Source organism: Nitratireductor sp. B36 (assembly GCF_020833685.1).
Classification (GTDB): Bacteria; Pseudomonadota; Alphaproteobacteria; order Rhizobiales; family Rhizobiaceae; genus Nitratireductor.
The window spans coordinates 739,163-752,568 of the sequence record NZ_JACKZY010000001.1 but is presented as its reverse complement, the minus strand read 5'-3'; the positions used below and the strand labels follow the sequence as shown (position 1 = coordinate 752,568).

Sequence of the window (13,406 nt, the reverse complement as noted above, 5' to 3'; positions counted from 1 at the left end):
GGCAGGATCGGGAGAGTTGCGAAAGGGACCCCATGACGGCGATAACCCAGAAGCTCACGTTCAAAGGCCACTCCGGCGCGGATCTTGCCGCCCGGCTCGATTTGCCCAACGGACCAATCAGGGCTTATGCGCTCTTCGCGCACTGTTTCACCTGCTCGAAAGATCTGCTCGCTGCGCGGCGCATTGCCGCCGAATTGGCGCGGGCAGGGATTGCCGTGCTGCGCTTTGATTTTACTGGCCTCGGATCCAGCGAGGGAGAGTTCGCATCGACCAACTTCTCTACCAATCTCGAGGATTTGCTTAGCGCTACAGCTTTTCTTGAGAAGCATTATGAAGCTCCGTCCGTGTTGATCGGTCATTCTCTGGGAGGGGCGGCCGTCCTTGCCATTGCCGGGCGGCTGCCGTCGGTGAAGGCCGTCGCAACCATTGGTGCGCCCTCTGATACGGCGCATGTGCTCAAGAATCTTGGCACGTCGCTGGAAGACATCCAGCAGGGCGGCGAAGCGGAGGTTTCACTGGCGGGTCGCGCTTTCCGCGTAAAGAAACAGTTTGTTGAGGATGTCCGCTCGCACAGAATTCTCGATGCTGTAGCAGGCATGCGCAAACCGCTTCTCATCCTTCACGCTCCACTTGACGAGATTGTCGGGATCGACAACGCCACCCAGATTTTCCTCGCGGCGAAACACCCCAAAAGCTACATCTCACTGGATCAGGGCGACCATTTGCTGACCAATACTGAGGATGCAGCCTTTGCAGCGAGCGCCATCGGTGGCTGGCTTTCACGCTATCTGCCGGGCGACGAGGCGCAGGGTGCAGTGTCGATTGAGCATGTGCGTGTGATGGAGACAGGTCAGGGCACCTTTCAGAATGCGGTACAAGCCGGCAGGCATCGACTGTTTGCCGATGAACCGGAGAGTTTTGGCGGGTTGGATACAGGGCCTTCGCCTTATGATTTTCTGTCCATCGCCCTTGGCGCCTGCACCACGATGACCTTGCGTCTCTACGCCGATCGCAAGAAGCTGGATCTTGGACGCATCAGTGTGGATGTCTCCCATAAAAAGATCCACGCCAGGGACTGCGAAGACTGTTCCGACGCGGCGAAGACACAGGGGCGCATCGATAGATTTGATCGCGTCATCGATGTGGAGAAGCCCACGACACCCGAAATACGCGATAAGCTGGTTGAAATTGCCGGCAAATGTCCGGTTCACAAAACGCTTGAGAGCCTCGTTCATGTCCACACGGCCGTGCGCAGAGATGCGTGAGAAGAAATCGACGCAAACATTACGAAAATTTCATCGGCTGGAAATGGCGTCGTAATGTACGGATCGCTATCTCTTCACTCAACGCGCGTTGACGCGCTGAAGTGAAATTCTCCAAGAGGACAGGTTGCTATGCATCACGACGCGGAAAACAAGGCATCGAAAAAGGGCATTGTCGGAGGCAGGCGGGGGCGCCTGATGGCGACCATCGCGTCTGTCGCAATCGCCGGGGCGATAGGGCTGGGCGCTGTGACAAGCGGGACGGCGCCGGTCATGGCGGAAGCGGTTCGGCTCGAGCAGCCCGTGCAGGCTCCCAGCTTTGCAGACATCGTTGAAAAGGTATCTCCCGCGGTCGTCAGCGTCCGTGTGAAAGCTGATGTCGAGATGACCTCGAACCGTGGCGGCCCGGGCTTGTTCGACATGCCTGGCTTTGAGGAGCTGCCGGACGGGCACCCGCTCAAGCGCTTTTTCCGGGAATTCCGCGGTGATCGCGGATTTGAGCAGGATCGCCGAGCCGAGCGTCGTCGTCCCCGCCCGGTTTCTCAGGGGTCCGGTTTCTTCATTTCCGAGGATGGATATCTCGTCACCAACAACCATGTGGTCGATGGCGGCAGCAACTTCACCGTCGTCATGGATGACGGCACGGAGATCGACGCCAAGCTCGTCGGAACCGATCCGCGCACGGACCTTGCTGTTCTGAAGGTCGAAGAAGAGCGCAAGTTCACCTATGTGGATTTCGCGGATGACGAGAAGGTCCGGGTAGGCGACTGGGTGGTTGCAGTCGGTAACCCGTTCGGCCTTGGCGGCACTGTGACGGCGGGCATTGTTTCCGCCCGCGGCCGAGACATCGGCGCTGGGCCCTATGACGATTTCATCCAGATTGATGCGGCAGTGAACCGCGGTAACTCCGGTGGTCCGGCTTTCAATCTGAGTGGTGAGGTCGTCGGCATCAACACGGCAATCTTCTCGCCGTCGGGCGGCAATGTCGGCATCGCGTTCGCCATTCCGGCCTCGGTTGCCAAGCAGGTTGTTGGAGATCTGATCGAGGACGGTACGGTTGAGCGCGGTTGGCTTGGCGTTCAGATCCAGCCTGTCTCCAAGGACATCGCCGAATCTGTCGGTCTTGACGAAGAAAAAGGCGCGCTGGTCGCCGATGCACAGGAAGGCGAGCCTGCAGCCAAGGCCGGAATCCGCTCCGGCGACATCATCATCGCCGTGGATGACAAGCCGGTCGCTTCGCCGAAGGAACTGGCACGCCTGATCGCTGGGTTCGCGCCGGGCAATGAAATCGACGTGACGGTTTGGCGTGACGGCGCAACCGAAACCCTTGAAGTCACACTCGCCGAGATGCCCGGCGTCGAGACGGTGGCAGCGGCGCGCGGTGGCTCCCAGTCCAGCACAATGGATGCACAATTCGGTCTGAAGGTCACACCGGCGGAGGATGGCGATGGTCTGGTCGTGACGGATGTGGAGCCTGACAGCGCTGCCGAGGAGCGCGGTATCCGCCCCGGCGATATCATTCGCGCCGTCAATTCCCAGAAGGTGAAAACGGGCAAGGATGTCGAAAACGCGGTTGCTGCTGCCGTGAAAGCGGGCCGCAAGGCCGTTCTGGTGCAGATCGAGCGCGACGAGGCAAGCCGCTTTGTCGCCCTTCCGACCAGCGAAGGCTGATCATCCTGACAATCCGGTTCCCCCGCGGTTTCTTCGGGGGAGCCGGGCTTTGTCCCGGTCTTTCGGGAAGACGTTTTATCGGTGAGCGGGTTATAACGACCGTATGAAGATTCTTGTCATAGAGGACGATCGGGAAGCGGCGGACTATCTCAAGAACGCTTTTGCCGAAGCAGGTCACACCGCAGACATCGCCCGCGATGGCGATAGCGGTTTTTCCATGGCCGAGAGCGGCAGCTATGACGTCTTTGTCGTTGATCGCATGCTGCCGCGTCGTGACGGTCTTTCCATCATCGCTGAATTGCGAGAGGGCGGCAACGATACGCCTGCGCTCATCCTGTCGGCCCTCGGGGAGGTTGATGACCGGGTGACCGGTCTGCGCGCCGGGGGCGATGACTATCTGACCAAGCCCTACGCGTTTTCTGAGTTGCTGGCCCGCATCGAGGTGTTGCGCCGGCGGGCGGGCACCAAGGATGTTGAAACCGTTTATAACGTCGGTGATCTCGAGCTTGATCGGCTGTCACATACGGTCCGTCGTGCCGGCCAGGAGATTATTCTCCAGCCGCGTGAGTTCCGCCTCCTCGAATACATGATGCGCCATGCCGGACAGGTGGTGACCCGGACGATGCTGCTGGAGAATGTCTGGGATTATCATTTTGACCCGCAGACCAATGTCATCGATGTTCATATCTCGCGGCTGCGCGGCAAGATCGAGAAAGGGTTCGACAAGCCATTGCTCCACACGGTGCGAGGCGCCGGCTACATGCTGAAGGACTGATGGCGCGGCTTCTATCAATTCTCAACACGACCGCAGCGCGCCTTTCCGCGCTCTATCTGATCCTTTTCGCCGTCTGCGCCACATTTCTGGTCATCTACATGACCTCGCTCTCAGCCCGCATGCTGGTGAGCCAGACACGTGAAGCGATCAATGAGGAGGTGCGCGGCCTCGATCGTGCCTATCGTCGCGGCGGGTTGCCGTTCCTCGTTCGCGTCATCGAATCTCGCGCGCGCCAGCCCGGCGCGAATCTCTATCTCCTGGCCGACGCAAATGGGCGGATCCTCTCCGGCAATGTGGAAAGCCTGCAACCTGGCGTTCTCGACGTGATGGGGTGGACGGAGAGACCGTTCACCTACAGCCGCTTTGGCGAGGGGGAGGCCCGTCTCGAACCACGCGGGAACAGCGGCGAGCACAGGGCGATGGCGGTCGTTTTCCGCTTGCCCAATCAGATCATCGTCATGGTCGGGCGCGATCTGGGCGAACCTGAAAAATTCCGCAGCGTGATGCAGCGGGCACTTGTGGTGACGCTTGCCATCATGTGCGCGGGCGCACTGTTGATCTGGTATTTCGTCGGACGGCGCGCGCTGAAGCGTATCGACCGCGTATCAGAGGCAAGCCGTAGCATTATGGGTGGTGATCTGAGCCGGCGGCTGCCTGTTTCGGGGGCGGGTGACGAGTTTGATCGTCTTTCGGACAATCTGAACAAGATGCTGGATCGTATCGCTGCCTTGAACGAAGGGTTGCGCGAAGTCTCCGACAACATCGCCCATGATCTCAAGACACCACTGACACGCCTGCGCAACAGGGCGGAAGCTGCGCTTGCAGGCAAGCCGAAAACGGCGGACTATCGTGCCGCGCTGGAACGCACCATTGCCGAATCCGACCAGCTCATTCGCACCTTCAACGCCATTTTGATGATCTCACGGCTGGAGGCAGGATATTCTGCCGAAGCCACCTCGACCATCGATCTGCGTGCCATCCTTGCAGATGTGGTCGAACTTTACGAAGCGCTTGCAGAAGAACAGGGAGTTGCGCTGGAAGCTGAGGCCCACGCAGCCGTGACCCTGCAGGGCAATCGTGAGCTTATCGGACAGGCCCTGTCGAACATCGTCGACAATGCGATCAAGTATTCGGCGGGATCCGGCGAGAAGCCTGCCGTGCAGGTTTCACTTCAAAGCGGGCCTTCCGAGATACGACTGACCGTGCGCGACAACGGTCCGGGCGTTCCCGACGCAGACCGCCGCCGCGTCACCGAACGCTTCGTGCGCCTGGAAGAAAGCCGCACACAGCCGGGTTCTGGCCTCGGTCTCAGCCTTGCCAAGGCTGTCATGACATTCCATGGTGGGCGTCTCGAACTGGCCGACAACGAGCCCGGTCTCGTCGTGACAATGGTCTTTCCCGTCGAGCATTCGAAACGGAAAGTCGAAACGGTCTTCAGGAAGCGTGAAGCCTCCGAGTGACGTGGCCGGGCGAGCGAGAATGCTTGACCGAAGAGGGGGGGGCTTGATGGAGCGTGATGCGGTTGCTGATGGAAGTCTTTGGTTTGGAGCGCCGGTTCTTGTTCTCAAGCCGGTGGATCAGGACGAGGCCGCTGAGGCGCTCCAGATGGTCCGCGAAGCGGCCGAGGAGGCTCAATGCGCGCGCCTGTGCGATCTTTTCGGACGCAATACCGGTTTGACGGATTTCCTCTCGGCGGTATTCGAGCTTTCGCCATTCCTGCGCGACTGCGCGCGCCGCAACCCGAATGCTCTTGAAGCCCTGTTCGACACGCCAGCCGACGAACGGCTCAACATACTGTTCGAGCGCATCGATGCGAGTGCCCTTGTCGAGGAGCAGAGCGAAAGCGGCCAGATGAAGGCGCTGCGTGACTTGAAGGCGGAGGCGCATTTTCTTATCGCTCTCTGCAGACTTGCCAATGTCTCGGACACAGCCAAAACGACCGAGCGGTTGAGCGTTCTTGCGGACAAATGCATCCGTGCCGCCGTCAATTTCTTGCTTCTTGATGCCGATCGGGCAGGGAAACTGAAACTCCAGGACCGTACAAAACCGGCTGAGGGCAGCGGTTGGATCTTGCTTGGCATGGGCAAGCTCGGTGCCAATGAACTGAACTTCTCGTCTGATATCGACCTCATCGTTCTGGTCGATCCGCACGCGCCGGCCATCATCGAGGCTTATGAGGCCATCGACCTTTTTGTTCGCCTGACACGCAGACTGGTGCGGATCCTTCAGGACCGAACAGAGCATGGCTACGTCTTCCGCACCGATCTGCGGTTGCGCCCCGATCCGGGCTCCACGCCACTGGCGATACCTGTCGAGGCGGCGCTTCACTATTATGAAAGCCGGGGCCAGAATTGGGAACGGGCGGCGATGATCAAGGCTCGGCCCATCGCTGGCGATCTGTCGGGGGGCGCGAACTTTCTGAAGGAATTGCAGCCCTATGTGTGGCGCAAATATCTGGACTATGCGGCCATTGCTGACGTCCATTCGATCAAACGCCAGATCCACGCGCATAAGGGACATGGTGAGGTTGCCGTCCGTGGTCACAACGTCAAGCTCGGGCGCGGCGGTATTCGTGAAATCGAATTTTTCGTCCAGACCCAGCAACTGATCGCCGGCGGTCGCTTCCCGGAGCTCCGTGGTCGGCGGACGGTCTCCATGCTGGAAGAACTCGCCCGCTGCGGGTGGATAGACGAAGAGGCGCGAGAGGCACTGACGCGACAATACTGGTTCCTGCGTGATGTCGAGCACGCATTGCAAATGGTGGCGGATGAGCAGACGCATACCCTTCCCGAAGAAGATGAAGAACTGGAGCGCATAGCGCATCTGCTCGCTTTCGAGGATGCGGAGGCTTTTTCGGCAGCTTTTCGCGAAAGCCTTCGCCTCGTGGAGCAGCACTATGCGGACCTGTTCGAGACGGCGCCTCAGCTTTCACGCGGGGTCGGCAATCTGGTCTTCACCGGTGACGTGGACGACCCGGGCACTTTGGAAACGTTGAGCGAACTTGGTTTTGAACGGCCAAGTGACATGTGCCGTGTAATCCGCGGCTGGCATTATGGCCGCTATCGCGCAACGCAATCGGCAGAGGCGCGTGAGCGTTTGACGGAACTGACACCGGCGCTTCTCGAAGCCTTCGGAAGCACGCGGCGCGCCGATGAGGCACTCTTGCGCTTCGATACGTTTCTGGCGGGGCTGCCGGCCGGTATCCAACTTTTCTCGCTGCTTCAATCCAATCCGGCCTTGCTCAACATGTTGGTCAGCATCATGGGTGCTGCGCCGCGCCTGGCCGCCATCATCACGAAGCGTCCGCATGTGTTTGACGGGCTTCTGGATCCGGCACTTCTGTCCGAGCTTCCCGATCGGGCGTATCTTTCCGAGCGTCTTCAAACATTTCTGGCCGGCGCCCGGATTTACGAAGAGATCCTGGATCGATTGCGCATTTTTGCAGCCGAGCAGAAGTTTCTGATCGGTATCCGGCTTCTCACCGGAGCCATCGACGCTGCGCGGGCCGGCAAGGCGTTTTCGGATCTTGCGGACCTCACGGTTGAGGCGGCGCTTGAAGCGGTGGTGGAAAATTTCGCAGAGCGCCATGGCCGTATAGCCGGTGGGCGTGTTGCTGTCCTTGGCATGGGCAAGCTTGGCAGCCGGGAACTGACGGCAGGGTCCGATATAGATCTGATCCTGCTCTATGATCACGATGAGGACGCCGATTATTCAGATGGTAAAAAACCGCTGGCGCCCTCGGAGTATTACGCCCGGCTAACCCAGAGACTGATTGCCGCGGTGTCCGCACCCACTGCCGAAGGGGTGCTCTACGAGCTCGATCTACGGCTTCGCCCATCGGGCAACAAGGGGCCGGTCGCCACCCACATAGACGCGTTTGCACGCTATCAGCGCAACGATGCCTGGACCTGGGAGCACATGGCGCTCACGCGGGCACGCGCTTTCGCCGGCGACCGGGCGCTGATCGGGCGCGTTGAAAAGGAAGTGCACGACATTCTGGCCCTGCCGCGCGACACACAGAAGATCCGCAAAGAAGCAGCCGAGATGCGCAGGCTCCTGGAGGAGGAGAAACCTGCCCGCGACGTCTGGGATCTGAAGCTTGTGCCGGGCGGTCTCATCGACCTCGAATTCATCGCCCAGGTGGCGGTGCTGACCAGAAACACCCGCGCGGGGAGCGAGGCGACCGCCACCGGTGAGATCCTGTCCTCCCTGTCAGAAGGGTTTTGTGCGTCTCAAGCGCGACAGGAACTCGTCGACGCGCATCAGCTTTATATGACCCTCACGCAGACCACGCGGCTTTGTCTAGAAGGCGGCTTTGATCCTGACGAGGCGCCGCCCGGCTTTGCCGATTTGCTGTTGCGACAAACCGATCTTCCGGAACTGGGCATTCTGGAGGCGCATGTCGAAGAGACGGCGGGCAGGGTGCGTCGACTGTTTGGAGAGCTGGTCGGCCCGGTCGGTTAATTCAGGCGGCGACGGCCGGTTTCTTGCGTTCCCCGGCGGGCAGGCGCACCGATACGATGGTGCCGACGCCTTCTGTCGAGCGGATCTTGAGCACCCCGCCATGCAACTCCGCCAGCGAGCGGGAAATGGCGAGGCCCAGTCCCGAGCCCGTGTGGCTTTTGGAGAACTGGTTTTGAACCTGTTCGAAGGGGCGACCCAATTTTTTCAATGCATCCCGCGGAATACCACACCCCGAATCCTCGATAGTGAGCGTGACCGCCGGTCCGACCTTGCGTGCACGCAGAGATATGTGTCCGCCTTCGCCCGTGAACTTCACGGCGTTGGACAGAAGATTGATCACGATCTGCTTGATTGCACGTCGATCGGCGAAGACCTGCATCCTTTCGGGAATGTCCATCTTCATCGCGATGGATTTTTCTGCCGCCTGAAGCTCCACCACCCGCACTGTCTCGCGGATCAGCGGGCATAGATCGATTTCCTCGCAATCGACCGAGAACTGACCGGCTTCGATCTTCGACATGTCGAGGATATCGTTGATGACGCCGAGCAGGTAGGACCCGCTTGCGCAGATATCGCGCACATATTCTTCGTAGCGCTCGGAGCCCAGTGGCCCGAACATCCCCGACTCCATCACTTCCGAGAAACCGATAATCGCATTGAGCGGCGTGCGCAGCTCGTGGGACATGTTGGCCAGGAACTCAGATTTTGCCCTGTTCGCCGCTTCCGCACGCTCGGTCTCGCGCATGTATTTGCGGTTCAGCTCACTGAGTTCGCGTGTACGCTCCTGCTCGGCGCGGCGCGCCAGGCTGAGATCGTGAATGGTCGCCATCAACCGGCGCTCGCTGTCGACAAGCTTGCCCTGGTGCTGCTTGAGCTGGGTGATGTCGGTTCCGACCGAAACCGTGCCGCCATCGCGGGTTTTCAGTTCCGTCACCTGCAGCCAGCGTCCGTCCGCCAGTTGGCGCTCATAGGTCGCGCCATTGCCATTGCCGGAAGGTACGGCCAGCCGGCGCTCGGAGCGGAAAGCAGGTGCCAGTGCTTCAATATCGCGTCGCCGCGCGCCGGTGACGATGAGACTCTCATCGACCCCCAGATCCTGCTTGTACTTCGTGTTGCACATGACGAGCCGCTCGGCATAGTCCCACAAAACGAAGGATTCCCCGATGCTCTCGATCGCGGTACGTAGCCGCTGATCGGCCGCTTCCGTCTGCTGCACAAGCGTGCGTTGCTCGGTCACATCCACGGCGATGCCGATCAGGTGCAGCTCCGGCGCGTTGGGGTCCACGACCTGCGCCCGCGCGCGAACCCATACCCATTGCCCATCGGCGCGCTTCATGCGGAAAACGCGGTCCACGTGATCAATCTCGCGTGCCATGATGCGGTTGGCCAGTTCGAAGAGATCGCCATCGTCAGGATGGATGATCGCCGCCACCTCGCCGAACGAGAGCATCTCCTCGGTGGTTTCGTAGCCCAGCATTTCGAACATGGAGCGTGACCAGAACATCTTTCCGCGCACCATATCCCAGTCCCACAGGCCGCATTTGCCGCGCACCATGGCCATGTCGATGCGTTGATGGGCCTCCATATAGATGCGGTCAGCTGCCTGCGCACGCGCAGCCTGGCTGAAATATGCGTAGAGGATGACCATCAGAATGCCCGCCGTCAGGGCAAACAGCGAGACATTCATCGAGACGGAACGACGCCAGTCGGCAAAGAGACTGTCGCGGGAGGTGAGGGCCACCGCCGCGCCGTCCTGGCCTGCGACATGGACGAGCGAGGCAAGCCACGGTTCTCCCCCGATCTCCACATTCATCACGCCGGCACGCGCACCGAACAGGAAGAGCGGTTGGCCGCCCGTCAAAACGTCTTCCAGCGAACGGCCGACAAGCCTTTGGCCGTTGGGTGAACTCGCCAGAACTTCAAAATGTTCGTCGGTGATGGCAAGCACACGTTCATCTTCCGACCCAGCGCGGCGCATTGCCTCTTCGATAAGCATGCGCGCCCTTTGGCCGGGCGCCATTTCACTGGTGTCGATCGCAACGCTTGCGGCAAGGGAGTCCGCGGCTAGCGCCAGCATGGTCCGGGCGTCGCGTTCTATGTCGTCGCGCCAGGTGAAAAGCGAGAGAAGCCGCGCTGCCGCAAGAACCAGAAGGAAGATGATGATCAGAACGGGAATGGAGCGGCGCAGATAGGGCTCTATCGCCAAAAGACGCTCATAGGCCGGAGCTGCAATAATCTTGGCGTTGCCTGCCAGTCCCATGCGCCTAGCGCGTCGGGTTCGCGGCCCGGCTGCGATGCCCGCTATCAGGGGCAAAGCCCAACCCCCTGCCTTCGCCATCCGACGGGCTCCCTCGTTCCTCGTTAAGTTCGGTGATTCGGCTCCGCCTGCTGCCGAATCATCCATAAGGAATCAAAGGTGATTCGCCTTGTCCAGAGGTCTTGGTAAAAAAGATATTAATGAGCCGTTTTAGGCGAGGGTCCGTTCCAGAATATCCGCCAGATCTCGAGACAGGTCTTTGCGGTTGGCAATCTCGCAGAGGAGCCGGCGTGCGTGCTCACGCCGGCCCTTTTCCAGCGAGCGCCAGGAACGGAACGCGGTGGCCAGGCGGGCCGCTACCTGCGGATTGTGGCCATCGAGCGCGGTGACCGTCTCTGCGACGAGTCGATACCCTTCGCCATCGGCACTGTGGAAGGCCGCCTGGTTCGCCATCGAGAACGTACCCACCAGGGCGCGTACCCTGTTTGGATTGGCGAGCGAAAAATGCGGATGTTTCATCAGGTTACGGATCAAGGAAACTGTCCCCGCCGAGGGGATCATTGCCTGGATCTGGAACCATTTGTCGAGCACGAGCGGATTGTCGCTGTAGCGCTTCTCAAAGGCCGCCAGCGCAGCTCTGCCCTCGTCGGTATCATGGAAATGCTGAGCAAGAACCGTGAGCGCTCCGGCGCGCTCCGTCATGTTGTCGGCGCCTTCAAATTGCCTGTAGGCGGCCGCGGGGTTGGCATCATCCAACGTCAGAAATTCTATCAAAGCGTTGCGTAGCGCGCGGCGCCCCGCACTGCGCGCATCCGGCGAAAAGGGCACGTTGTCGAGCAGCCCGTCGTAGAGCGTGCGAAAGGTTTCCCTGCCCGCCTGCGCGATGGTGAAGAGAAGAGCCTTGCGCGCACCCTGGATCGCATCAGGGTCGATATCCCGCCCGATTTCACGTGCTACATCAGCTTCGCCAGGCACGCTCAGGGTCAACGCTCGAAAGGCCTCTTCCAACGTTTCGTCAGCGGCGAGGTCTATCGTGACCGAGACGATCTCGTCATCGAACACCGGTGTTTTTCCCCCACGCACTGCTTTGCTGGCAGCAATCAAGGCGCTGGTCAGCAGCGTGTTCAGCGCCTGCCAGCGCGAAAACGGGTCACTGTCATGGCGCGCGAGGAAGCGTTGTTCGTCAGCACTGCTCTCGACGGCAAGGGTGACTGGAGCGGAGAAGCCACGGTTGATAGACAGGACCGGACGCGTCTTCACGCCCTTGAAGGTGATCTGGTGCCGGCGTTTTCGCAGGTGGATCACACCGTTTTCGACGTTTGCTCCCTCTGCGCTCTCATAGTCGAGATCGCTGCCGTCCGGGCCAACAAGGCCGAAAGCGAGAGGAATATGCATCAGGCGTTTGCGGCTTTCGGAGGGCGTCGGCGGTATGGACTGCTCGATCTCCACCGTCAGCGCCTTCTTCTTGGCATCATATCGCGATGAAAGCGCCACATTGGGTGTGCCGGCCTGATGGTACCAGAGCGCAAACTGGCTGAGGTCCCGTCCCGACGCATCCTCGAAGGATTTTACAAAATCCTCGATGGTTACGGCTTCCCCGTCGTGTCTTTCAAAATAAAGGTCCATCCCGGCCCGGAAGGCGTCCTCACCCAGGATCGTACGCAGCATGCGAATGACCTCGGAGCCTTTTTCGTAGACGGTCGCCGTGTAGAAATTGTTGATCTCCCGGTAGCGGCGTGGTCGCACGGGATGCGCGAGAGGACCCTGGTCTTCGGGAAATTGGTGCGCCCGCAGGCCGCGCACTTCGGCGATACGCTTGACGGCCCGCGATCGCTGATCTGCGGAGAATTCATGATCGCGGAAAACGGTCAGCCCTTCCTTCAGGCAGAGCTGGAACCAATCCCGGCAAGTGATTCTGTTGCCTGTCCAATTGTGGAAGTACTCATGCGCGATGATCGCCTCTATATTTGCGAAATCAGCATCAGTGGCGGTGTCAGCATCTGCAAGCACATATTTGTCGTTGAAGACGTTGAGCCCCTTGTTCTCCATCGCGCCCATGTTGAAATCCGAAACGGCCACGATGTTAAACACGTCGAGATCGTATTCTCGCCCGAACCGTTCCTCGTCCCAGCGCATGCACCGCTTCAATGCGTCCATCGCATAGGTGGCGCGCTCTTCCTTTCCATGTTCGACGTAGATGCCAAGTTCGACTTCACGTCCCGAGGCAGTGGTGAAGCGATCCTTCACCACGCCGAGATCGCCGGCGACGAGCGCGAACAGATAGGAGGGTTTGGGGAAAGGGTCATGCCAGACGGCGAAGTGGCGCCCGTCAGCGAGTTCTCCGTTCTCCACCGGGTTGCCGTTTGAGAGAAGAAGCGGCGCTTTCTCGCGATACGCCTCCATACGCACCGTATAGACCGAGAGGATATCGGGGCGGTCGAGAAAATAGGTGATGCGGCGAAAGCCTTCAGCCTCACACTGGGTACAAAAAACGCCGTTCGAAACATAGAGTCCCATCAACGTGGTGTTCGTGGATGGCGCAATTCGCGTCACAATGGTTAGTTCGAATTGCCGAGAAGCCGGCAAGCGCGTGATTGCCAGGCGGTCCGGTGAGACGTCATAGCTGTCAGCTGATGCATCCACCCCGTTGATCTGCAGAGCTTCCAGGATCAGCCCATCGCCATCAAGAATCAATGGAGAATCGGCCGGGGCGCGTGCGATCCGTTCCACCCTCAATGTGGCTGTCACCAGCGTCTCCTGAGGGTCCAGCCGAAAATCCAGCGCTATCTCCGGAATGAGATAATTGCTTGGTTGATAGTCCTCGAGACGAAAAACCTGGCCGCTTTCTGTACGCATCGCTACTCTTTCTACGGCCTGGGGAGCGGGCCGGCAATCTGTGGGCTGTCTGGTCCAACAAAATCGGATAGCTGCTCTTTACACAATCATCAGGCTCGACAAAACTAAGACAGCATATGTC

The 13,406-nt window shown here is 59.8% G+C and carries 7 protein-coding genes; 5 read left to right on the top strand and 2 right to left on the bottom strand.

The genetic code is table 11. The features are described from left to right. Positions 1–32: 32 nt before the first annotated feature. The 5 genes from H7H48_RS03770 (at position 33) to H7H48_RS03750 (ending at position 8,172) form a co-directional block, all read left to right on the top strand. A complete protein-coding gene (locus tag H7H48_RS03770; protein ID WP_229447455.1) occupies positions 33–1,265 on the top strand; it encodes a bifunctional alpha/beta hydrolase/OsmC family protein in 1,233 nt (410 codons plus the stop codon). A 129-nt stretch (positions 1,266–1,394) separates the two neighbouring features. Then, on the top strand, positions 1,395–2,933 hold the full coding sequence (locus tag H7H48_RS03765) for a DegQ family serine endoprotease (protein WP_229447454.1): 1,539 nt from the start codon (positions 1,395–1,397) through the stop codon (positions 2,931–2,933). Between the two features lie 103 nt (positions 2,934–3,036). Then, positions 3,037–3,708, top strand: coding sequence for a response regulator transcription factor (locus H7H48_RS03760; protein WP_229447453.1), 672 nt, complete (start codon positions 3,037–3,039; stop codon positions 3,706–3,708). Continuing rightward, positions 3,708–5,168 (top strand): HAMP domain-containing sensor histidine kinase, encoded by a 1,461-nt coding sequence (locus H7H48_RS03755; RefSeq protein WP_229447452.1) that lies wholly within the window; start codon positions 3,708–3,710, stop codon positions 5,166–5,168. Before H7H48_RS03760 ends, H7H48_RS03755 begins: the two co-directional genes overlap by 1 nt. 46 nt (positions 5,169–5,214) lie before the next feature. Further along, complete coding sequence (locus H7H48_RS03750; protein WP_229448089.1) at positions 5,215–8,172, top strand: bifunctional [glutamine synthetase] adenylyltransferase/[glutamine synthetase]-adenylyl-L-tyrosine phosphorylase; 2,958 nt, start codon at positions 5,215–5,217, stop codon at positions 8,170–8,172. A 1-nt stretch (position 8,173) separates the two neighbouring features. Here H7H48_RS03750 and H7H48_RS03745 read toward each other — a convergent pair whose 3' ends face one another. Beyond that, on the bottom strand, positions 8,174–10,510 hold the full coding sequence (locus tag H7H48_RS03745) for a PAS domain-containing sensor histidine kinase (protein ID WP_229447451.1): 2,337 nt from the start codon (positions 10,508–10,510) through the stop codon (positions 8,174–8,176). Between the two features lie 129 nt (positions 10,511–10,639). Continuing rightward, a complete protein-coding gene (pepN, locus tag H7H48_RS03740; RefSeq protein WP_229447450.1) occupies positions 10,640–13,285 on the bottom strand; it encodes an aminopeptidase N in 2,646 nt (881 codons plus the stop codon). Between the last annotated feature and the right edge of the window lie 121 nt (positions 13,286–13,406).